The 21,661-nt window shown below is 69.8% G+C and carries 18 protein-coding genes; 15 read left to right on the top strand and 3 right to left on the bottom strand.

The window, feature by feature from the left end; translation table 11 throughout:
* Nucleotides 1–244 precede the first annotated feature (244 nt).
* Nucleotides 245–1,177, top strand: a complete 933-nt coding sequence (locus GA0070604_RS24595; protein ID WP_091123280.1) for an ABC transporter ATP-binding protein — start codon at nucleotides 245–247, stop codon at nucleotides 1,175–1,177.
* A 129-nt stretch (nucleotides 1,178–1,306) separates the two neighbouring features.
* Complete coding sequence (locus GA0070604_RS24590; protein ID WP_091123277.1) at nucleotides 1,307–2,203, top strand: DUF6528 family protein; 897 nt, start codon at nucleotides 1,307–1,309, stop codon at nucleotides 2,201–2,203.
* 28 nt (nucleotides 2,204–2,231) lie between these two features.
* Here GA0070604_RS24590 and GA0070604_RS24585 read toward each other — a convergent pair whose 3' ends face one another.
* Nucleotides 2,232–2,477 (bottom strand): flavin reductase, encoded by a 246-nt coding sequence (locus GA0070604_RS24585; RefSeq protein WP_091123273.1) that lies wholly within the window; start codon nucleotides 2,475–2,477, stop codon nucleotides 2,232–2,234.
* Nucleotides 2,477–2,695 carry a hypothetical protein gene (locus tag GA0070604_RS32120; RefSeq protein WP_141721388.1) on the bottom strand — a complete coding sequence of 73 codons (219 nt, stop codon included), beginning with the start codon at nucleotides 2,693–2,695 and terminating at the stop codon, nucleotides 2,477–2,479. Before GA0070604_RS32120 ends, GA0070604_RS24585 begins: the two co-directional genes overlap by 1 nt.
* A 214-nt stretch (nucleotides 2,696–2,909) precedes the next feature.
* On the opposite strand from GA0070604_RS32120, the gene GA0070604_RS24580 reads away from it, so the two are divergent.
* The 5 genes from GA0070604_RS24580 (at nucleotide 2,910) to GA0070604_RS24560 (ending at nucleotide 11,484) form a co-directional block, all read left to right on the top strand.
* A complete protein-coding gene (locus tag GA0070604_RS24580) occupies nucleotides 2,910–3,713 on the top strand; it encodes a helix-turn-helix domain-containing protein (protein WP_244162072.1) in 804 nt (267 codons plus the stop codon).
* Complete coding sequence (locus GA0070604_RS24575) at nucleotides 3,704–3,922, top strand: DUF397 domain-containing protein (protein ID WP_091123265.1); 219 nt, start codon at nucleotides 3,704–3,706, stop codon at nucleotides 3,920–3,922. The genes GA0070604_RS24580 and GA0070604_RS24575 overlap by 10 nt, the downstream gene beginning before the upstream one ends.
* A gap of 95 nt (nucleotides 3,923–4,017) precedes the next feature.
* The gene (locus GA0070604_RS24570) at nucleotides 4,018–4,227 is read left to right on the top strand and encodes a hypothetical protein (RefSeq protein WP_091123262.1); all 210 of its coding nucleotides are present in this window, start codon (nucleotides 4,018–4,020) and stop codon (nucleotides 4,225–4,227) included.
* A gap of 66 nt (nucleotides 4,228–4,293) precedes the next feature.
* Complete coding sequence (locus tag GA0070604_RS24565; RefSeq protein ID WP_091123259.1) at nucleotides 4,294–4,986, top strand: hypothetical protein; 693 nt, start codon at nucleotides 4,294–4,296, stop codon at nucleotides 4,984–4,986.
* A gap of 306 nt (nucleotides 4,987–5,292) precedes the next feature.
* On the top strand, nucleotides 5,293–11,484 hold the full coding sequence (locus tag GA0070604_RS24560) for a DNRLRE domain-containing protein (protein WP_141721387.1): 6,192 nt from the start codon (nucleotides 5,293–5,295) through the stop codon (nucleotides 11,482–11,484).
* Between the two features lie 634 nt (nucleotides 11,485–12,118).
* Here the strand turns inward: GA0070604_RS24560 and GA0070604_RS24555 are convergent.
* Nucleotides 12,119–12,325: a hypothetical protein gene (locus tag GA0070604_RS24555; RefSeq protein WP_091123250.1), complete on the bottom strand. Its 207-nt coding sequence runs from the start codon at nucleotides 12,323–12,325 to the stop codon at nucleotides 12,119–12,121.
* A gap of 207 nt (nucleotides 12,326–12,532) precedes the next feature.
* Here GA0070604_RS24555 and GA0070604_RS24550 point away from each other — a divergent pair, with 207 nt between their 5' ends.
* The 8 genes from GA0070604_RS24550 to GA0070604_RS24515 all read left to right on the top strand — a co-directional run bounded on the left by GA0070604_RS24550 (nucleotide 12,533) and on the right by GA0070604_RS24515 (nucleotide 21,646).
* Nucleotides 12,533–13,588 (top strand): YihY/virulence factor BrkB family protein, encoded by a 1,056-nt coding sequence (locus tag GA0070604_RS24550; RefSeq protein ID WP_377594224.1) that lies wholly within the window; start codon nucleotides 12,533–12,535, stop codon nucleotides 13,586–13,588.
* A 252-nt stretch (nucleotides 13,589–13,840) separates the two neighbouring features.
* The gene (locus GA0070604_RS24545; protein WP_091123247.1) at nucleotides 13,841–15,019 is read left to right on the top strand and encodes an ROK family transcriptional regulator; all 1,179 of its coding nucleotides are present in this window, start codon (nucleotides 13,841–13,843) and stop codon (nucleotides 15,017–15,019) included.
* A 40-nt stretch (nucleotides 15,020–15,059) separates the two neighbouring features.
* Nucleotides 15,060–16,622, top strand: coding sequence for a sugar ABC transporter ATP-binding protein (locus GA0070604_RS24540; RefSeq protein ID WP_091123244.1), 1,563 nt, complete (start codon nucleotides 15,060–15,062; stop codon nucleotides 16,620–16,622).
* Entirely contained in the window at nucleotides 16,619–17,701 is a 1,083-nt protein-coding gene (locus GA0070604_RS24535) for an ABC transporter permease (RefSeq protein WP_091123240.1), read from the top strand. The genes GA0070604_RS24540 and GA0070604_RS24535 overlap by 4 nt, the downstream gene beginning before the upstream one ends.
* Before the next feature lie 92 nt (nucleotides 17,702–17,793).
* Nucleotides 17,794–18,846 (top strand): substrate-binding domain-containing protein, encoded by a 1,053-nt coding sequence (locus tag GA0070604_RS24530; RefSeq protein WP_091123237.1) that lies wholly within the window; start codon nucleotides 17,794–17,796, stop codon nucleotides 18,844–18,846.
* 20 nt (nucleotides 18,847–18,866) lie between these two features.
* Nucleotides 18,867–20,072: a Gfo/Idh/MocA family protein gene (locus GA0070604_RS24525; protein ID WP_091123233.1), complete on the top strand. Its 1,206-nt coding sequence runs from the start codon at nucleotides 18,867–18,869 to the stop codon at nucleotides 20,070–20,072.
* A gap of 333 nt (nucleotides 20,073–20,405) precedes the next feature.
* The gene (locus GA0070604_RS24520) at nucleotides 20,406–20,585 is read left to right on the top strand and encodes a hypothetical protein (RefSeq protein WP_091123229.1); all 180 of its coding nucleotides are present in this window, start codon (nucleotides 20,406–20,408) and stop codon (nucleotides 20,583–20,585) included.
* Nucleotides 20,582–21,646 (top strand): polyprenyl synthetase family protein, encoded by a 1,065-nt coding sequence (locus tag GA0070604_RS24515; RefSeq protein WP_091123226.1) that lies wholly within the window; start codon nucleotides 20,582–20,584, stop codon nucleotides 21,644–21,646. Before GA0070604_RS24520 ends, GA0070604_RS24515 begins: the two co-directional genes overlap by 4 nt.
* Nucleotides 21,647–21,661 lie beyond the last annotated feature (15 nt).

Here is a 21,661-nt window from a genome sequence, read left to right as displayed (position 1 = left end):
TCAAGTGCGGTGCCTATTAGGAATCTCCTTCGCAAATGTCGGATCCCACGGCTGAGCTGTGGTTCCAGCATTCCAGGACGGCCACGGATGATCTGTCCAGAATGGTGGGCAAAAGTCGTGGCGGCAGAGGTCGCTGTCGCTCTTTCGGCCGTGACTCGGCGTAGTCGAAGCCACATCGGCTGTCCGGGTGGGTGCGGGGCGTTAACCGGTCGAGGTTGTCGGACCGGGCGGCTAGGGTCGGCCGGTGACCACTGCGCGACCACTCATCCAGGCGCGGGGGCTGGTGAAGCGGTTCGGCGACTTCGCCGCCGTCGACGGCATCGACGTCGAGGTGCGCCCCGGCGAGGCATTCGGCTTCCTCGGGCCGAACGGCGCCGGCAAGTCCTCCACCATGCGGATGATCGGCTGCGTCTCCCCGCCCTCCGGCGGTGAGCTGCGCATCCTCGACCTTGACCCGGTCCGCGACGGGCCGGCGATCCGGGCCCGGCTGGGTGTCTGCCCGCAGCTCGACACCCTCGACCCGGAGCTCACCGTCCGGGAGAACCTCACCAGCTACGCCCGCTACTTCGGCATCCCGCGCCGGGTGGCCCGCGAACGGGCCGCCGAGCTGCTCGACTTCGTCCAGCTCGCCGACCGGGCCGAGAGCAAGGTGGAGCCCCTTTCCGGCGGCATGAAGCGCCGGCTGACCATCGCCCGTGCGCTGGTCAACAACCCGGTGATCGTCCTGCTCGACGAGCCCACCACCGGGCTCGACCCGCAGGCCCGCCACCTGGTGTGGGAGCGGCTGTTCCGGCTCAAGCAGCAGGGCGTGACCCTGGTGCTCACCACGCACTACATGGACGAGGCCGAGCAGCTCTGTGACCGGCTGGTGGTGATGGACGGCGGCCGGATCGTGGCCGAGGGCTCGCCCCGGGCCCTGATCGAGCAGCACTCCACCCGCGAGGTGGTGGAGCTGCGCTTCGCCGCCGAGTCGCAGGAGGCGTTCGCCGGCAAGCTCGGCGGGCTGGGGGAGCGGCTGGAGGTGCTGCCCGACCGGATCCTGCTCTACGTGGCCGACGGCGACGCGGCGGTGGCCGAGGTGACCGCGCGCGGCCTTGTCCCGGCCAGTGTCCTGGTCCGGCGCAGCGGCCTGGAGGACGTCTTCCTCCACCTCACCGGCCGGACCCTCGTGGACTGAGGTCAGGCCGTCCGCTTAGGACAGACATACAGGTCGTAAAGTGGACAGAGGCGTTCCGGGCAGGAGCCACTGGAGCTACGGTTCCGGGCCATGAGGACTACGGGGAATTGGCGCAATCGGCTACGTAAGGTGGGCCTCGCGGCGCTGTCGTGCGCGGTCGGGGTCGGCGGCGCGGTCGCCATGTCAGCACCGGCTCAGGCGGCGGCCGGGCAGGCGGCCGTCGTGGACCAGCGGAGCGGTGTGAAAATCTTCAGCCTCGGCTCCAGCAGCTGGAAGGGCAGCCCGCTCTGGTCCTGGAACGCACCACGGACGGCCGCCTGGAAGAACGTGTCGGATGTGAAGTTCCGGACCTACGGCGGTCGCAAGGTCGTCCTGGTCACCGCATCCGGTGGTCGGGCGGCGATCATCGACTATTCGACCAAGAAGACGAGGTGGACGGCGAGCCCCGGCGGCAACCCGCACGCGATCGAGCTGCTGCCCAACGGCGCGGTCGTGGTCGCCTCCTCCTCCGGCAAACTCACGGCGTACGGCAAGGGAAAGAGCAGCGGCCGCAGTTACTCGTTCCCGAGCGCGCACGCCGTGCTCTGGGAGCCGGGCACGAAGCGACTGTGGGCGCTCGGTGGCACCAAGCTGTGCAGCTACAAGGTCGGCGGATCGGCCACCAGTCCCACCCTGACCGGCAAGGCCTGCCGGACCACACCCTCCGGTGGTCACGACCTTTCACCGGTCTACGGCGCATCGGCGCAGCTCTGGCTCAGCACGACCAGTCACGTCTACACCTACAACATCAACCGCGGGACGCTGAGCCGGGCCAGCGGCTACATCGACAACTCGCGTATCAAGAGCGTCGGTAACCACGCCGGTGGCCTGGTCGTCACTACCAGGGTGACGAAGGCGAACTCGGACGGCACCTGGGGCACCGGCAACGTGTGGCTCTACAAGCTGAACGGCTCGTACGTCGGCAACCGCTACCGCCCCGGTGCGGCCATCTACAAGGCGCGACCGGTGGTGTGGAGCTACCGGTAACCCAACCTGAACCGATGGTCCCTGCTGGTCAACGGGCCCTCGCCCAGCCCAGGAACCGTTCGGTCATACCCTCGGGTGCGACCTGGCCGGTGAGACCGGCCAGGTCGGCCGTGGCCTCCTGCATGACGGTGGCGAGGTAGATCAGCAGGGCGGCCCGGTTCTCGCGATACTCGCCGAGCAGCGCCAGCCGGGCCGGGGAGCACGGCCACGCGGCACCGCACACCCGGCAGCGCCAGGACGGACGCGCCGCGACGTGCGGCCGGTAGCGGGGCATCAGCCCCGGTCCTCCTCGCCCGCACGCGGCGCGGGCAGCCGGCGTCCGCCGTTCGCCCGCCACTCCTGTGCGCGGGTCAACCGCCCCGGGCGTCCCGGGCCATTGATCGGGAAGACCTCCGTCGGCGCGGTCGCCCACGCCGGGCGCTCGTTGGGGGTACGCCGGGGAAGCGTGCTGGGCGGTGTCGGGCGCGCGCAGCGCCAGAACCTGAGTCGCATGGTCGAGCCTCCGTCGATGCTGGAGGGAGGCACCTGCGGACGCCGTTGTCCGCAGGCGCCTCCGGCCTGGTTCCGCCCGCCGTCCGATCCCGTGAGCGGTTCCGCTGCGTGACAGTCTGGTAATGGCGCGACTACGGTGGGAGGTCCCGCGCGCCGACGACCAGCGCGTCCGGCGGGCGACCCCAGGCGGTACGAGGATGTACGGAGGCTGTCCGTGGAAAGCTCGTCCATGCTGGACCACTTCGCGGAGGAGCTGCGGCTCGTTTGGGCCACCACCGGCATGTCCCAGACGGCGCTGGCCGAGGCGTTGAGCTATTCGGCCGCCCTGGTCGCCAAGGTGGAGACCTGCGAGCGCCGCCCGAGCCTAGACTTCGCGCGCCGGTGCGACACGGTGTTCGACGCGGACGGCCGGTTCGAACGCATCCAGCGCCGGATCAGCCGCGAGACCGTGGTTCCCTGGTTCCGCGACTGGGCCGGAATCGAGGCGGAAGCCACCGCCCTGCGCTGGTTCGAGCCGGTGTATGTGCCGGGCCTGTTGCAGACCGAGAGGTACGCCCGCGCCATCTTGGTCGGTGCCGGGCTGTTCGCACCAGACGAGATCGAGCAGCAGGTGTCGGCTCGGATCGACCGTCAATCAGTGCTCACCCGAGATCGGCCGCCGCTGCTCAGCGTGGTCCTCGACGAATATGTGCTGCGCCGCCGAATCGGCGAGCCCGAGGTGATGTGCGAGCAGTTGCAGCACCTGGTGAAACTCGGATCGACGCTGCCACGGGTCCGTATCCAAGTCGTGCCGCTCTCGGCGGGTGCCTACCCTGGGCTCGACGGCCCCTTCGTGATCGCCACCTCCTCAGCCGGGGAGGATGTCGTCTACCTGGAGGGGCAGCGCCACGGGCAGGTGATTGACCGCACGGAGTATGTGCAGCAGATGGTCGAGGTTTGGGAGTCGATCCGTGGCGAGGCACTATCGCAACAGCAGTCCCTCGACTTGATAGCGGAAGTGGCGGAGACATGGACCTGAGTGGTGCCCGGTGGCGCAAGAGCACTCGGAGCAACGGCAGCGGTGGGGCGTGCGTCGAGGTGGCGGACAACCTTCCCGGCGTCGTTGCCGTGCGTGATTCGAAGGATCCGGGCGGGCCGGTGTTGGCGTTCGGTCCGGATGCCTGGCGGGCGTTCGTCGCCGGGGTCGCTGCGCGGCCGGCGGGAAGGCAACGTCCTTCGTTCGAATGATGCCTCAGAGGCGTATCCGTGTGGGCTGGTTGGCCGGGTGGCCGCGACACGCGGTCTGCCGAGCGTGCGACACGCCGTGACCGGGGAGGTCCTGTATGCCCTTCCTGTCAGATCCGTCCACCCTGCTCTCCGAGCGGTATCGCCTGGAGGAGGCGACTCTGGTGCGGCTGAAGGAGTCGCCCGGCCGGCGCTTCGCGCTCGTGCGTTACTGGCTCGGCCGAGCGCGCCTGGAGATCGTCTTCAACTGGCTCGGAACCGCGTCGATCTGGTTCGCGGCACGTCGTGATCACGGCCTCGCCGGCTGAGGTGGATGCCGCCCACCCGGAGGGGCAGAGCCTCGCACGCTCGCCGGTGAGGTCGGAGAACCCGTGATGATGCGGGACCAAGGCTCGGGGCCGGAAGGCGGGGCGGAGGGCGAGGAGGAGATCCCGCCCCAGTTCCTGGACTTCGCCGGCCGGCACGGACTCATCGGCTTCTACACGCCCTGGGTGATGCTCCTCGTCCTGTGTTGCTACCCGATCCTGATCGCGGTGATGTCCATCGGCTCCCCCAAGGACCGTGACCTGATGTGGGGTGGCGGGGTGCTCGGGCTGCTGATGTGGGCCGGGTCGCTGGTGGCCTTCCGGCGCAAACGGCGCGCGGACGCGGCGAGGATGGCCGCCTATCGCCGGTGGCGGGAATTGGGGGATACGCCGTCGTCGGGGTGGGACTCGATCTGGCGGTTCGACGGCCGGGTCGCCGAGGTGCGCGGCGACCGGGGCGCGGTCGGCTACCTGTACGTCGCGGTCGGCGGCCCCGCAGGCAGCGACGGTAGGCGCGCGCCGACGGTGGAGCTGAGCGTGGCGCTGGTCGATGCTGCGGAGCCGGGGCAATGGCGGTTCGGCGACCGAGCCTATCCGGATGCCGACGAGGTCCGCGAGGAACTGCGGACCGGCATCGTGAGCTGGTTCGGGGAGCACCTGCTCGTCGACCGCTGGCTCGCCGGAGCGCAGGCGGCGAGGGCGATCGGCGCGCACTTCGGCCAACCACCCGCGGCGCCGTCGGATCCGCCGGCCCCGAACTGACCCTACGCCGGCAGTCCCACTGGAACGCCGGGCTGGTGGCGTCCATGGTGTACCACTGACCGAGCAGGGCCGAGCGGGGCAGCCCGCTCTGGGTCGGTCGCTATGAGGTCGGCCACACCGGGCGACGTTTGGTGAGGCTGTGCGCGCCAGGCGCGGCGGCGCAACCTGCAGCTCGTCCCAGCCCTAGCAGGCGAGTCGATCTCTGTCCATCGACGTATCGGTGATAGTTCCTGTGCGTGCGGACGATGAGGCGGGGGCCGCAATTGTAGTTTCGTGTTCACTCCCTGTGTTGATCTAGGAGGGTCAGTGAAACGAGGGAGATCCGTGTGGGGCGCGGTGTCCCGGATGCACCACCTGTCGCGTAGTCGCGGTGGGCGGGTGTTGGCTGTCGGCATGTCGGTGGTGCTGGCAGCGACGATGGCGGACTGGGTGGCCGCGCCGCCGGCGGCTGCGGCTCCTCAGCAGTCGCCGGTCGAGCGCGCGTCGGCCGAGCCGCAGGTGCTGGAGCGTCCGGATGAGACGTCAGCGCTGGTGACAGCGCGGCTGACGGGGAAAAAGGTGCGGATCGCCGGGATGACGTCGGATACGTCGGAGTTCTGGGCGCTTCCGGATGGTCGGGTGGATGCGGAGGTCCACCTTGGTCCGGTGCGGTTGCGGGATGAGCAGTCTGGTGGCTGGAAGTCGGTGGACTTCTCGCTCGTGCCGCAGGCGGACGGGTCGGTGGCGGCGAAGGCTCATCCGGCAGACCTGCGCCTGTCTGGTTCGGCGGGTGAGGGTGAACATGATCTGGTGTCGCTGACGGCCGACGGCGGGAGGGTGTCTCTGGGCTGGTCGGGTCGGTTGCCGGCGCCGGTGGTGGAGGGCACGAAGGCCACCTATCCGGAGGTGCGCCCGGGTGTCGACTTGGTGGTGGAGTCCACCCGGACGGGCTTTGAGCAGTTCGTGGTGGTGAAGGACCGGTCCGCGGTCGCTCAGGTCCGTGATCTGTCTCTGCCGCTGCGGGGCAGGGACGGGGTCACCCTGGTTGATGACCAGCGTGGTGGTTTCGAGATCCGAAACCGGGCTGGGGAGACGGTCGGGGTGTCGCCGCAGCCGGAGATGTGGGACGCGCAGGTTGACCCGCAGTCGGGCGAGCGGGTGCGGCGGACGACTGTCGCGAAGAAGGTCGAAGGGGCGAAGGCGGGCCGGCTGGCGATGACGCTGACCCCGGATGAGCGGTGGCTGACGGATCCGGCGACGGTGTTCCCGGTGACCATCGACCCGGCGACGACCCTCACGCCGAGCTATGACGCGTTCGTGCAGTCGGACTACGCCTCGGACCAGTCTGCGGCTACGGAGTTGAAGCTGGGGACGTTCGACAAGGGTGCCACGGTTGCGCGGTCTTTCCTGCGGTTCAACAATCTGGACTTTTTGCAGGGCAAGCATGTGCAGGCGGCAACGTTGTATCTGTGGGAGCACTACTCCTGGTCGTGTACGCCGGCGCAGTGGGAGACCTGGGAGACGTTGTATGCCAGCACGGCTACGCGGTGGACGAACCAGCCGGAGTGGCGCCGGGGGCCGTTGGGTTACACGACGGCGACGAAGGGTTACAGCTCGTCGTGCGCGGCGGGTTGGGTGAACTCGTCGGTGACCGGGGCTTTCGCGGATCATGCCACTGGTGCGACGTGCTGCACGGTGAACATCGGCATTCGGGCCACGTCGGAGACGGACAACCTCGGGTGGAAGAAGTTCCACTCGGTGGAGAACACGAACGATCCGTATGTGAAGTTGACGTACCAGTCGCCGCCGTCGGTGACGTCGCGGGCGACGGTTCCGTCGACGCCGTGCGCGACCAATCCGAATACGCCGTACATCAACACGAAGACGCCGCAGTTGCGGGCGCAGATCACCGATCCTGAGGGGTCGCAGGTCAAGGCCGAGTTCGAGTGGCTGACCGGTGGTGGCACCCGGCTTGGTGGTGCGATCGTCGGGCCGGGCGCCTCGGGCTCGTGGCTGGCCACGGTGGTCCCGGCGGGCGTGTTCGGTGAGGGTGGCACCTATTCGTGGCGGGTGCGCGGCAACGACGGCTCGGCCAACGGCGCGTGGACGGGGTACTGTGCGGTCATCATCGACACGACCGCGCCGTCGGCGATGCCGACGGTGTCCTCGACGGCCTACCCGACCGGCCTGTGGGCGGGCGCGGCGGGCACCGCCGGCAGCTTCACCTTCGGCGCGTCTGGTGTCGCGGATGTGGCGGCGTACGAGTACGGGTTGAATGTCAACCCGCCGAACCAGACGGTGAACGCGCCGAGCCTGGGCGCGAACGCCACTGTGTCGATCACCCCGACGGTGGATGGTCCGCAAACGCTGTATGTGCGGTCGCGGGATCGTGCCGGTAACACCTCGGCGACCCGGACGTATACGTTCAACGTGGGCTCCGGTGCCGTGACGGCGCCGAAGGCGGGTGACATCACCGCGGCGAAGACCGCGATCACCGGTGTCGGCCAGGCGGCGGCGACCGGGGTGACGTACCAGTGGCGGCGTGGTGACGCCGACGCGTGGGTGAACATCCCCACCGGGCACGTCACTGTCGCAGCCGGCGGCGGCACGGTCACCTGGCCCCTGCCCACCAGCGGCGGCGGCGTCTTCCCGAAACTGAACTGGGACGTGGAAGCCACCCTGGCGGCCAGCGACGCGGAATCGATCCCGCGGAGCGGCCCGCTGCAGCTGCGGGGCGTGTTCGCCGGCGGGACGGGTGGCACGTCCAGCCCGGTGAAGATCACCTTCGATCGGGATCAGGCGTCGGCGGCATCGCAGGAGATCGGGCCGGGATCGGTCAACCTGATCACCGGTAACTACAGCCTGTCGGACACCGACGTGTCGGTCAGTTCCTACGGCAGCGACCTGACCGTGACCCGCTCCTACAACACCCGGCGGGCCGGCGAGGCGGACGCGGCGAACATGTTCGGCCCCGGATGGGTCTCCGGCGCCGTGGTCGAGGAGGCCGAATCGCCGTACACGTCGCTGACCGTTTACGGGTCACTGGTGCAGGTCGGTATGCCGGAGGGCGACACGATCGGCTTCACCAAACGGACCGCCACCGCCTTCGACCCCGAGATTGGGATGGAGTTCCTGAAGCTGACCTACACCAGCGGCAGCGACTCATACACCCTGACCGACGAGGACGGCAACACCGTCGTCTTCAAACACCTCGCGGGTACCGCCGCCGGCAAGTACTTTCCGACCTCGATGACCACGCCGGGTAACAGCCAGACCACGACCCTGGACTGGGAGAAGGCCACGATCGCCGGTAAGGAGATTGTTCGCCCGATCCGGATGCTCGCCCCAGTCGCGGACGGCGTCAGCTGCGCCTCCCTCGCCAAGGGCTGCCGTGCCCTGACTTTCAACTACGCCACCGCGACGACCGCGACCGGCACCGCCGAGCCAGCTTGGGGTGACTACATCGGCCGGGTGAAGGAGATCGCGTTCACCGCCTGGGACCCGGACCTACCCACCCCGGCGATGCGGACCGTACCGATGGCCCGCTACGCCTACGACAACGGCGGAAGGCTGCGTGCGGTCTGGGACCCGCGGCTGGACTGGAACGACGCCGGCACCACCCGGCAACTGAGGGAAACCTACGACTACGACAACGACGGCATCCTCACCACCGTCAAGCCCGTCGCGGAAGAGCCCTGGCAGCTCAGCTACACCACCATCCCCGGTGACCCGGGCAAGGGCCGGCTGCACAAGGTGACCCGGTCGGCGCTGACCGCCGGCACCGCCGTCAACACCGTGGTCTACAAGGTGCCGACCTCCGGCACCGGGGCACCGTACGACCTGTCCCCATCGCAGACCAACCGGTGGGCGCAACCCGAGGCACCGACCGACGCCACCGCGGTCTTCCCCGCCAACCAGGTACCCGACGGCAACCCGGCCACCGGAACCCTGCCCTCCTCCTACGAGCGCGCCACAGTCACGTACATGGACGCCAACGCCCGACAGGTGAACACCGCCGCCCCCGGCGGGAACATCAGCACCACCTGGTACGACCAGTGGGGCAACACCGTCCGCACGCTCACCGCCGGCAACCGCGCCCGCGCGCTCGACGACAGTCCCACCGATGACGCGGTACGGGAGAGCATGCTCGCCCGCAGCTACTCGACGCTCAACATCTACTCCAATGATGGGCAGCAGCTGACCCGCACCCTCGAACCGGAGCGCGACGTCATGCTCCCCGACGGGGTCGTGGTACGCGGACGCAACACCACCATCAACACCTACGACGAAGGCCCGCTCAGCACCGGCGGACCCTACAACCTGATCACCACCCAGCGCGTCGGCGTGCAAATCAACGTCAACGGCGTCGAGACCGACACCGACATCCGCACCACCAAAACCGACTACGACCGGGACCTACGCCAGCCGACCGCCGTAATCGTCGACCCGGCCGGCCTCGCCCACACCACCCGGACGACGTACGACCCGATCACCGGCCTGTCCACGTCCACGACCACGCCGGCCGGCGGCACCAGCACCACCACCCCGGCCACCCGCAAGACGATCTACTACCGCGCCACCTCCGGCTCCGGCTATGCGGAGTGCGACCTGAAGCCGGAATGGGCGAACCTGCCCTGCCGGATCCAGCCCGGCGGGCAAGCCGCCTCCGGGCCGGAGCTGCCGGCCACGGTGACCACCTACGACATGTTCAACCAGCCGCGGGTGGTGACCGAAAAGACCAGCGCCGGGACGCTGCGGACCACCACCACCACGTATGACAGCGCCAGCCGGGCGTACGAGACGTCGGTAGCGGTCGCATCCGGGCTCGGCACCGCCGTGCCGATCACCCGCAACGTGTACGACCAAGCCACCGGGCGGCTGCTGCGGACCCAGTCCGTCACCGCCGGGCTGGTCACCAGTCAGGTGGTCAAGGCGTACGACACCCTTGGCCGGCAGACGTCCTACACCGACGCCGATGGTGTCACCTCCACCACCACGTACGACCTGCTGGGTCGGGTGGCGACCAGCAACGACGGCAAGGCCACCCGGACGTACACCTACGACGGCGGTAGCGAGCGGCGTGGTCTGCTGACTGCGGTCACTGACGAGCAGGCGGGGACCTTCTCCGGCAGCTACGACACCGACGGGAACCTGACGTCGGAGACGTGGCCCAACGGGGTGCAGGTCACCACGGAGACCGACGAGACCGGCACCCAGGTTGGCTTGACCTACGCCAAGCCGGGCTGCGCGGCCGACGACTGCACCCTCTACAGGGAATCGGTGACCGAGTCGGCGCACGGCCAGTGGCGGCAACGGGCATCGACGCTGTCGGAGCAGAGCTACACCTACGACCAGTCCGGCCGGCTCACCTCGATCCGGGACGTCATCGGCAGTCAGTGCACCACCCGGTCGTACGGGTTCAGCACCTCGTCGAACCGGACCAACGTGGCCGAATATGCCCCGACGGAGGACGGCTCCTGCCAGACCTCGACGGCGGCGTCGTCGCGGACCTGGACCTACGACACCGCCGACCGGGTGAACACGGCCGGGTACGTGTACGACGCGCTGGGCCGGACGACGGCGGTCCCGGCGGTCGACACGGCCAACCCATCCGGCGGCAACGCCACGATGACCTACCACTCGACCGACCTGGTGGACACGATCACCCAGGGCGGACGAACCACCGACTACACCCTCGACGTCACCGGTGAGCGGATCCGCTCCTGGACCGACAACGCCAGCGGCAACGTGGTCGAGTCGGTCAACCACTACGACGGTGACGACGACAGCCCGTCGTGGACGCAGGAGACGGCGGATCAGTACACCCGCCCGTTGTCGGGGCTGTCGGGCATGGCCGGCATCTTCGACAGCGACAGTGGGCAGGTCGACTGGCAGGTCACGAACCTGCACGGTGACCTGATCGCGGCGATCCACGCCGACGACGAGGGCCTGTCCCGCACCAGCGAAGCCACCGAGTACGGCACGCTCCGCAACGCCGACGATGTCGGCAAGCAGCGGTACGGCTGGCTCGGTGCCAAGCAGCGTGCGGCTGACACGCCGTCCGGGATCATCCTGATGGGCGTACGCCTCTACAACACCACCACCGGCCGATTCCTCCAAGTCGACCCCGTCGATGGCGGCAGCTGCAACGCCTACGACTACACCTGTGCCGACCCAGCCAACAAGTTCGATGTCGATGGCAAAAAATGGTGCAGCGACTGGCGCTGGATTTGCCGTAAGCACAAGCGGGTTAAGAGATTCGCCGCTAAGGTCAATCTTGGTCTGCGTTGGGAATGGAAGCACGGTGAGTGCCGGCAAATGCGTTGTATGCCTGGCAGTCCCCACTCTAATCGACGAGTCAATGCTGGTAATAAGCGGTATGAGAATTGGTATTGCTCGCGGGGGTCAAAGACGCGTTTCTGGATCGGCGCTTTCGGGTTCGTGGTGGGGCTTTCGGTCGCCGGGGTTCCTATCGCGTTGCACATTCTCATGATGGAAGGAAAATGTGCCTATCGATGAGATTGTGACTAATTGGCCAGGTGTCGTAAGAGTCTGCTCCTACTCGCCAGTCTCGTTACCCGACTCGCTGCGTTAGATCGGTAGCGGAAGTGATCGGGCTCGGGTCCAACAATCCGTGCCCGATCCCTTCCGGCCTGCCGAGGAGAGAATGGGTGGGCGTGGGAAATCTCGAGTGCTGACTTCTAGGTGCTTGTGGAAGGGCTCGCGCACGGTCGGGTCCTCGGTCATCCGGGTGAATGTCGTATACTCGTGCCATGCGGCCACGAGATGCCCTCTGGTGGGCCTTGTTCATGGCAACCGTGTTGGCTTGGCTCGTCATTGGCGTCTGGGTCTACCTCGGGGGAGTGCCACCTCGCCTGCTTTTTGTGTTCATGCCCGCCAGCGGAATCGCTTTATCCCTGGCCTTCCGTATTTTTCGGGTGAGGGGCATTCGGCGGAAAGAAGTGCCTTCTGATCAGGGAAAATAGGGCTTGTCGAGAGTCCCATGTTCCTGTCACGGAAGGCATTTGCTGGGTGAGCAGGACCCGCGGCCCCTGCGATCGCGGCGACCAACCGGGCCTGCGTGGGGCGATGCGCAACAGCTTCGCGGACGCGCGGTCGATCTCTACAGTGTAGATCGGTGGCGTTGGGAAGCTCATAGTCCCAGTTCGTCGCGCAACTCGGCCAGCGGAATCGGGCTGTCGCCGGCATCGATGCGAGCCAGGGCGTCGCGGGCGGCGACGACGTCGGCGGCGTCCTCTGCTCGCTCAATCGCCTCAGCGACCTCGGCCGGCACGATGACGGCGAGGCGCTGCCCTCGCCGGGTGACGTAGTGATCCGCCCGGCATAGTGGGCGCGGCAAACGACGTCCGCGAGGCTGTCGCGGGCGTCGGAGATGGGTAGTTCGGCGGCCGGCTGCAGCCAATGCACGAGTCGTGCGATTCGCACGTAAGTCCGGTTTGTCGCACTTACCCGCACGCGTCGCTGAACCTCTGTGCGCTGGTCGATGGTTAACCCTCTCCATCAGTGGGCATGTCGGGGGGACTCTGCCGATCGCGAGGGAGCGCCGATGGCCACCGACGAGTCGTCCGCCCGGAGCGGGTCAGACCGCGATGACTCTGGCGCCGCCTCCGGCGAGTCGAAACGCTCGGGACCAGCCGCGCCGGGCGCGGGGCCGACGAGCCCGGGGGAGCTGCCGCGACCCGGCTGGGTGGCGACGTTGAAGCGTACGGTGCGGGAGTTCCAGCGGGACGACCTGACCGACGAGGCCGCCGCGTTGACCTACTACGCCGTACTGTCGATTTTTCCCGGCGTCCTGTTGGTCGTCTCGCTGCTCGGCCTGCTCGGCGCCGGGGCCGTCCAGGGGGTCAGGAACACCGTCGACCAGGTGGTGCCGGAGCAGAACACCCGGCACATCATCGACACCGCGATCGACCAGGCGCACCGGTCGAGCGGGCTGGCCAGCCTCGCCGCGATTTTCAGCCTGGTCGGCGCCTTCTGGGCCGCCTCCAGATACATCTCCGCGTTCATGCGCGCCGCCAACCGCATCTACGACGTGCCGGAGGGGCGGCCGATCTGGAAGACGCTGCCGATCCGCCTCGGCGTCACCGCCGTGATCTGCGCGATGCTGCTGGCCGGCGCCGTGATCGTGGTCTTCACCGGCAGCCTGGCCGAGCACGTGGGCCGCGCGCTCGGGCTCGGCTCGACCGGCGTGACGGTGTGGGACATCGTCAAGTGGCCCGTGCTGCTGGTGCTGGTCATGCTGATTCTGGCGATCCTCTACTGGGCCTCGCCGAACGCCCGGCACGGTGGCTTCCGCTGGGTCAGCCCGGGTGGCCTGTTGGCGGTGGTGAGCTGGCTGGTCGTCTCCGCGCTCTTCGGCCTCTACGTGACCAACTTCGGCTCGTACAACAAGACGTACGGGGCGCTGGCCGGCGTGATCATTTTCCTGGTCTGGCTCTGGCTGACCAACATCGCCGTCCTGTTCGGCGCCGAGTTCGACGCCGAGCTGGAGCGCGGCCGGGCCATCGCCGCGGGGCACCCGCCGGAGAAGGAGCCGTTCGTGGAGCTGCGCGACGACCGCAAGCTCCGCAAGAAGCGCGGCGACCGAGGTCCTGGCCGGTAGGGGCGGCGCGGGATGCGGCACGTTGTGGCCTTCCGGGGGCCGGATACACCCACTTGCCGCATCTGGAGTGGATCAATCGGGGCGGCAAGATCACTTTCGGCAGACCGCCGCCGGCTTTTGTTCGGATAGACAAAAGTTCGGATCGGATCGCTTGAAGCTATGGACATGTGACCCGGAAGACTCCTACTGTGTCGGGCACGACACATCGCCGTCGCGTCGATGTGAACGACTCCGATGCGGAGGTGCGTCCCGGTGCGGACGGTGGACCCCCTGCACGTACAGCTCCTACGACTGCTCCGGGACGAGGGGGCGGTGTCCCGGGCCGAACTCGGCGACCGGTTGCGGATGCCCCGTCCGCGCCTCCTCGCCGAGTTGCAGCGGCTGGTCGGCCTCGGCTACGTGGCCGAGGCGGGGCTGGCCGCCTCCCGGGGCGGTCGCCGCTCCACGCTGGTCGAGCTGAGTCCGCGCCTGCGCTTCGCCGCGGTCGACCTGGGCGCCAGCTCGATCGACGTCGAGGTGGTCAACGGCCGGCTCGAACCGGTTGCCGCGTACGCCGAGTCCGCCGACATCCGCTCCGGGCCGAAGGTGACCCTCCAGCGGGTCAACGAGCTGCTGCACAAGGCCAGGGCCGACGGGGCGTACGAGCGGCTGGACGCGGTCGGCGTCGGCGTGCCCGGGCCGGTGAGTTTCCGCGACGGGGTGCCCGTGTCACCGCCGATCATGCCGGGCTGGGACCGGTTTCCGGTCCGTGAGCTGCTGACCCGGGAGCACGGCTGCCCGGCCGTGGTCGACAACGACGTCAACATCATGGCGATCGGCGAGCGGCACGGCGGCGTCGCGCACTCGGTGGACAACTTCCTGCTCATCAAGATCGGCACCGGCATCGGCTGCGGCATCTACCTCAACGGCGAGGTCTACCGGGGCACCGACGGGTGCGCCGGCGACATCGGCCACATCCAGGTCGACCCGAACGGGCCGATGTGCTCGTGCGGCAACCCGGGCTGCCTGGAGGCGGTGTTCAGCGGCGCGGCGCTGGCCCGGGACGCCACCACGGCGGCCCGCGCCGGGGTCTCCCCGGCGCTCGCCGAACGGCTGACGGCCCGAGGGGTGGTGACCGCGCTGGATGTGGCGCAGGGGGCGGTCGAGGGGGACCTCACCTGCATCCAGCTCATCCGCGACGGAGGCCGGCGGCTCGGCAGCGTGTTGGCCGGCCTGGTCAGCTTCACCAACCCGTCGATGATCGTCATCGGCGGTGGGCTCGCCCAGCTCGGCCACATCCTGCTCGCCGAGATCCGCAGCGTGGTCTACCGTCGCTCACTGCCGCTGGCCACCGGCAACCTGCCGGTCGTCCTCTCCGAACTCGGCCCCCGCGCCGGGGTTGCCGGGGCCGCGGTGCTCGCCAGCGACCTCGCCTTCGGGGAGGCGTCATGAGCACGCGCAGCGATCCGGGGTCGCGAAGCGAGGGTGCGTCATGACGGCCGGACCGCTGGTGGAGGCCCCCGCCGACGCCGTCGCGGGCGAGGTGGTCCTGCGCCTCACCGACGTGGTCAAGACCTTCCCCGGGGTACGCGCGCTCGACGGCGTGCAGTTGGCGGTCCGCGCGGGCGAGGTGCACTGCCTGCTCGGACAGAACGGCGCCGGCAAGTCGACGCTGATCAAGGTGCTGGCCGGGGTGCACCGGCCGGACTCCGGCGAGGTCGAGTGGTGTGGCGAGCCGGCCGGCTTCGCCAACCCGCAGGCCGCGATGCGGGCCGGGATCGCCACCATCTACCAGGAACTCGACCTGGTCGAGGACCTGTCGGTGGCGGAGAACGCGTTCCTCGGCCACGAGCCGCGCCGGTTCGGCTTCGTCCGCCGCGGCCACATGGCCCGGCGTACCCGGCAGATCCTGGGCCGGCTCGGCCACCCCGAGATCCCGCCCGGCCGGCTGGTCCGACACCTGCCCGCCGCCGGCAAGCAGATCGTCAGCATGGCCCGGGCGCTCTCCCACGAGGCCCGGCTGATCGTCATGGACGAGCCGAGCGCCGTGCTCGCCCACGACGAGGTGGGCAACCTGTTCCGGATCATCCGGGAACTCACCGCGCAGGGCATCGCGGTCATCTACATCTCGCACCGCCTGGAGGAGATCCGCGAGATCGGCGACCGGGTCACCGTACTCAAGGACGGCCGGACCACCGCGGCGGACCTGCCGGCCCGCGACACCCCGACCCGCGACCTGGTCGCCCGGATGACCGGGCGGACCATCGAGTACGTCTTTCCGCAGCGCCCGGCCGACGAGCCCGCCGGCGCGGAGCTGCTGCGCGTTGACGGGCTGACCCGGGCCGGCGAGTTCGCGGACGTGTCGCTGACCGTGCGGGCCGGGGAGATCGTCGGCATCGCCGGGCTGGTCGGCTCCGGCCGATCCGAGCTGCTGGAGACCATCTACGGTGCCCGGCGCGCGCACGCCGGATCGGTGCGGATGGGTGGTCGCGCGCTGCGCCCGGGCAGTGTCGGCGCGGCGGTACGGGCCGGCCTGGGCATGGCCCCGGAGGAGCGCAAGAGCCAGGCGCTGCTGCTCGGCGAGCCGATCTACCGCAACGTCACGCTGGCGACCTTCGGCCGGTACGCCCGCCTCGGCTTCACCGACGTCGGGCGGGAGCGGGCCGAGGCGGACCGGATCGCCGCGTCCCTGGAGCTGCGGCCCCGCGACGTACGCCGACCGGTGCGCACCCTCTCCGGCGGCAACCAGCAGAAGGTGGTGGTCGGCCGGTGGCTGCTCGGGGACACCCGGCTGTTGCTGCTCGACGAGCCGACCCGGGGCGTGGACGTGGGCGCGCGGGCCGAGCTTTACCAGGTCATCCGGGCCCTGGCCGCACGCGGCGTCGGGGTGCTGCTGGTCTCCAGCGAGGTGCCCGAGGTGCTCGGCCTGGCCGACCGGGTGCTGGTGATGCGGGAGGGCCGGGTGGTCCGCGAGGCGCCGGCCGGCGACATCGACGAGAACACCGTGCTCGACCTCGTCATGGCGGGGTCCCTCATGGAAGGCACGCCGGCATGAGCGAGACGACACCTACCGCCACTCACGAACGGGCGGCCGGGCTGCCGGCCGAGTTCACGAAGCCCGACGCGCCGCGGCTGTCCTGGTGGCACGGTGACGGGGGCGAGGGCGCCCGGCGCAACCTCGGCCTGCTCGCCACCCTGTTGGTGCTGGTGGTCATCGGCATCCTCACCCGGCCCGACCTCTACGGCGACGCGAGTTGGGTGTGGGGCAACACCCTCACCATCCTCAAGCTGGCCTCGGTGGTCGGGGTGGTCACCGTCGGGATGACCTTCGTGATCATCGGCGGCGGCATCGACCTGTCGGTCGGCGCGATCGTCGCGCTCGCCGGGGTCTGGTGCACCACGGTCGCCACCCAGAGCTACGGCGCCGGCGGGATGATCTTCAGCGCCCTCACCGTCGGGCTGGGTGTCGGCCTGGTCAACGGGCTGCTCATCTCGTACGGGCGGCTGGTGCCGTTCATCGCCACCCTCGCGATGATGGTCGCCGCCCGAGGGCTGGCCGCCGAGATCTCCGACAAGCAGACCCAGGTCTCCAACGACGCCTTCATCAACGGCATCGCCAGCACGAACCTGCTCGGCATCCCGCTGCTGGTCTACATCCTCGCCGGGGTGGTGGCGGCCGGCTGGGTGCTGCTCAACCGCACCACCTTCGGTCGTCGTACGGTGGCCGTCGGCGGCAACCCGGAGGCGGCCCGGCTCGCCGGCATCGACGTACGCCGGCACACCGTGCTGCTCTACGCGCTCTCCGGCCTCTGCTGCGGCATCGCCGCGATCATGCTCACCTCGCAGGCCACCTCCGCCCAGGCGGCGATGGCCAACCTCTACGAGCTGGACGCCATCGCCGCCGCGATCATCGGCGGCACGCTGCTCAGCGGCGGGCGGGGCACCATCGTGGGCTCCCTGCTCGGCGTGATCATCTTCTCCACCATCACCAACCTCTTCGCCATCAACGGCCTCTCCACGGAGGCGCAGAACATGGTCAAGGGCGGCATCATCGTCGCCGCCGTCCTGGTCCAGCAGGTCCAGTTCGGCAGCGTCACCCAGTTCCTCCGGCGTAACCGGGCCACCACCACCTGATCCCACCGCGACACCGGCGGCCACCTCGACAGCGACGGTGGCCGGGCTCAGCACACCCTTTTCCGCCCCACCACCACATCCAGGAGGCCGTCATGACAACGCAGAGACGCGACCTGTCGCGCCGCCGGCTGCTCTTCGGCGGAGCCGCGCTCTCCGCCGGCGTCGTGCTCGCCGGCTGCACCAGCAACGAGACCGCGCCCACCGCCGCCCAGACCAAGGCCGCCGAGACCGGCGGCAACAGCGAGCCCGGCAAGAAGGTGACCATCGGCTTCTCCGCGCCGGGCGCCGACCACGGCTGGATCGCCGCGATCACCAACAACGCCAAGGCGCAGGCCGGGGCGTACTCCGACGTGGAGCTGAAGTCCGTGGAGGCCGGCGCGGACGCGGCGGCCCAGCGGGCGGCCCTGTCCACCCTGCTCTCCCAGAAGCCCGACGTGATCGTGCTGCTGCCGCACGACGGCAAGGAACTCAACGCGTTCGGCCTGGAGGCGATGAAGGCCGGCATCCCGGTGGTCAACCTGGACCGGGCGTTCCCCGACGCGCGGGCCTACCGGCTCCAGATCAAGGGCGACAACTACGGAATGGGCGTGGCCGCCGCCACCTTCATCGCCGAGCAGCTCAAGGCCAAGGGGGTCAGCAACCCGGTCATCGGGGAGATCGCCGGGATGGACGAGCTGGAGCTGACCCAGGAGCGGTCGAAGGGCTTCGCCGACACCCTCAGCTCGTACGGCCTGAAGGTCGCCAACCGCCGGGCGGCCAGGTTCACCGCCGACTCCGGTCAGCAGGAGGCCACCGGCCTGTTCCAGGCGCTGCCGAGGATCGACGCGATCTGGAACCACGACGACGACCAGGGCATCGGCGTTCTCGCCGCCGTCAACCAGGCCAACCGCAAGGAGTTCTTCATGGTCGGTGGCGCCGGCTCGAAGAAGGCCATGGAGGACATCCGGGCCGACAACACCGTCCTGAAGGCCACCGTCACCTACAGCCCGTCGATGGCTTCCTCGGCCATCTCGCTGGCCCGCCTGATCGGCCAGAACCGGGGCATGTCCGACCTGGTGGAGCTCCAGGTTCCGAAGGAGATCGTGCTCGCCTCCGAGACGATCACCAAGGAGAACGCGGGCGACTACCTGAAGCTCGGGTTCTGATTCAACGGGGGAGACCCACCTTGTCCACTCACGACAACGTCCTGCGGGTCGGCATGGTCGGCTACGCGTTCATGGGCGCCGCGCACTCCCAGGCGTGGCGCACCGTGAATCGGGTGTACGACCTGCCGGCGCGGGTGCGGATGGCGCTCATCTGCGGCCGGGACGAGCCGAGGGTGGCCGCCGCCGCCGACCGGCTCGGCTGGGACGGATACGCCACGGACTGGCGACGACTCGTCGAGTCCGACGAGATCGACGTGGTCGACATCTGCACGCCGGGAGACAGCCACTGCGAGATCGCGGTCGCCGCGCTGGCCGCCGGCAAGCACGTGTTGTGCGAGAAGCCGCTGGCCAACACCGTCGAGGAGGCCCGGCTGATGGCGACCGCCGCCGCTGCGGCCCGCGTCGACGGCGTACGCGCCATGTGCGGGTTCAACTACCGTCGCGTGCCCGCGGTGGCGATGATGCGGCAGTTCGTCGCCGACGGGCGGCTCGGCGAGATCCGCCACGTGCGCGCGGCCTATCTCCAGGACTGGATCATCGACCCGCAGTTCCCGCTGGTCTGGCGGTTGCAGAAGGACAGGGCGGGCTCCGGCGCGCTCGGCGACATCGGCGCGCACATCATCGATCTCACCCAGTACGTCACCGGGCAGCGGATCACCGGGGTCAGCGCGCTGACCGAGACCTTCGTCAAGGAACGGCCGCTGCCGGCCGAGTCGAGCGGCCTGGCCGCGCAGGCCGACGGCAACGGCCGGGCGACGGGCCCGGTCACCGTCGACGACGCGGCGGTCTTCGTCGCCCGGCTCGACGGCGGGGCGCTGGCCACGTACGAGGCGAGCCGGTTCGCCACCGGCCGCAAGAACGCCCTCCGGGTGGAGATCAACGGCTCGCTCGGCACCCTAGTCTTCGACCTGGAACGCCTCAACGAGCTGGAGTTCTACGACGCCGCCCGGCCCGCCGCCGAACAGGGTTTCACCCGGATCCTGGTGACCGAGGGGGAGCACCCGTACATGTCGGCCTGGTGGCCGCCCGGCCACATCATCGGCTACGAGCACTCCTTCACCCACCAGATGCGCGACTTCGTCGAGGCGGTCGCCACCGGCACCGACCCGGCGCCGTCGTTCACCGACGCGTTGCAGGTCCAGCTCGTGCTCGACGCGGTGACCCGCTCGGCCGAGCTGGCCAGCTGGACGGAGGTGGGGCCGGCACTGGCCGAACTGGCCGCCTGATCCTGACGCGGCGCCCGCCGGGCGTCGCCCGAGAGGCTTCCCGATGCCGGCCGGCGAGGGCCCACCGCGGTTGCGCCCCGCGGTGGGGACGAGGTCGACCCTGGGGAGCGTGCCACCGGAACGTCCGGTACGGCACGACCAGCACGGCCGCCCGGTGCGGCCGGACCGGGATTCCCCGGCCGCACCGGCGGACCGACCCGACCACAATCGCCGCCTCGACGGGCTGGCCGAGGTGGCGCGGGCGACCGGCCGGACCGTCCGGGTCGGCTCCGAGCCGGAACCGGGCGGTCTGGTGGGTCCACGGGGGGGGCAGCCGGTAGGATATTCTCAAGCGTGGATATCGGTCGGCTCGGGACCTGCCTCGACCTGGCCCGTCTCGCCTGCGCCCGGCAAGAGCCGGTCGGGGCGCTGGGCCGGCTGCGGTCCACCGCGCTGGTGCTGCGGGCCATCCTCGCCGCGCTGTCCACCGGACCGGCCGCCGGCTTCGCCGGACTGGCCCCGGAGGCGCCATGACCCTAACCGTCGCACCGACCGACCGGGTCCTGCTGCGGGACCGCTTCGACGCCGCGCTCGCCGCGTTTCTGCACGAGCGGCCGGGTCGGCCGGACGACGGCACGCGGACGCTTCATGCGGTGCTGCACCGGTTCGTCCTCAGCGGTGGCAAGCGGCTGCGGCCGCTCTTCTGCTACTGGGGCTGGCGAGGTTTCGGCGGCCCCGACGGCGGCCCGATCGTGGCCGCCGCGGCGGCACTGGAGCTGTTCCACGCCTTCACCCTGATCCACGACGACATCATCGACGGCAGTGACCGCCGGCGCGGCCAGCCCTCGGTGCACCGGATCTTCGCCGACCTGCACGCCCGCTCCGGCTGGCGTGGCGACCCGGAGTCGTACGGCCGGGATGCCGCCCTGCTCTGCGGCGACCTCTGCGCCGCCTGGGCGGCGGAGATGTTCCACGGTTGCGGGCTGGACCCCGCCCGGGTCCGGCGCGGTTTCGCGGTCTTCGCCCGGATGCGGGCCGAGGTGATCGCGGGGGAGTACCTGGACGTGGTCGCCGCCGCCGGCGACGGCTCGGTGGCGAGCGCGCTCACGGTGGCCCGGATGAAGACCGCCCGTTACACGGTGACCCGCCCGGTGCAGATCGGCGCCGTCCTGGCCGGGGGTGAAACCGACACGGTGGCGGCGTTGGCCGACTTCGGCGACCCGCTCGGAGACGCCTTCCAACTGCGCGACGACCTGCTCGGCGTCTTCGGCGACCCGGCGGTGACCGGCAAATCCAACCTGGACGACCTGCGCGAGGGCAAGCCGACGGTGCTGATGGCGCTGGCCCGGCAGGCGGCCGGCCCGGCCGGGCGGGCGCGGCTGCGGGCGCTGGTCGGCGACCCCGAGTTGGACCACGGCGGCGGGGCCGAGGTGCGGGAGATCATCGAGGCGACCGGAGCGCGGGAGCAGGTCGAGCGGATGATCCAGGCCGGCGTCGACCGGGCCCGCGCCGCGCTGGACCGCATCCCGCTGACCGAGCCCGCCCGGTCGGCGCTGACCGACCTCGCCACCCGCGCGGCACACCGCCAGCGCTGAGGTGCAAGGAAGGGC

Origin of the sequence: Micromonospora eburnea, assembly GCF_900090225.1 — a bacterium.
GTDB classification, from domain to species: Bacteria; Actinomycetota; Actinomycetes; order Mycobacteriales; family Micromonosporaceae; genus Micromonospora; species Micromonospora eburnea.
The sequence above is the reverse complement of the archived record's forward strand: the minus strand, read 5'-3'. Positions and strand labels throughout refer to the sequence as shown.

Coding starts and splice junctions, on each gene's coding strand:
- GA0070604_RS24550 (WP_377594224.1), top strand. CDS start 12,533: ATGGCCACCGACGAGTCGTCCGCCCGGAGCGGGTCAGACCGCGATGAC.
- GA0070604_RS24565 (WP_091123259.1), top strand. CDS start 4,294: ATGATGCGGGACCAAGGCTCGGGGCCGGAAGGCGGGGCGGAGGGCGAG.
- GA0070604_RS32120 (WP_141721388.1), bottom strand. CDS start 2,695: ATGCGACTCAGGTTCTGGCGCTGCGCGCGCCCGACACCGCCCAGCACG.
- GA0070604_RS24535 (WP_091123240.1), top strand. CDS start 16,619: ATGAGCGAGACGACACCTACCGCCACTCACGAACGGGCGGCCGGGCTG.
- GA0070604_RS24575 (WP_091123265.1), top strand. CDS start 3,704: ATGGACCTGAGTGGTGCCCGGTGGCGCAAGAGCACTCGGAGCAACGGC.
- GA0070604_RS24570 (WP_091123262.1), top strand. CDS start 4,018: ATGCCCTTCCTGTCAGATCCGTCCACCCTGCTCTCCGAGCGGTATCGC.
- GA0070604_RS24530 (WP_091123237.1), top strand. CDS start 17,794: ATGACAACGCAGAGACGCGACCTGTCGCGCCGCCGGCTGCTCTTCGGC.
- GA0070604_RS24515 (WP_091123226.1), top strand. CDS start 20,582: ATGACCCTAACCGTCGCACCGACCGACCGGGTCCTGCTGCGGGACCGC.
- GA0070604_RS24585 (WP_091123273.1), bottom strand. CDS start 2,477: ATGCCCCGCTACCGGCCGCACGTCGCGGCGCGTCCGTCCTGGCGCTGC.
- GA0070604_RS24540 (WP_091123244.1), top strand. CDS start 15,060: ATGACGGCCGGACCGCTGGTGGAGGCCCCCGCCGACGCCGTCGCGGGC.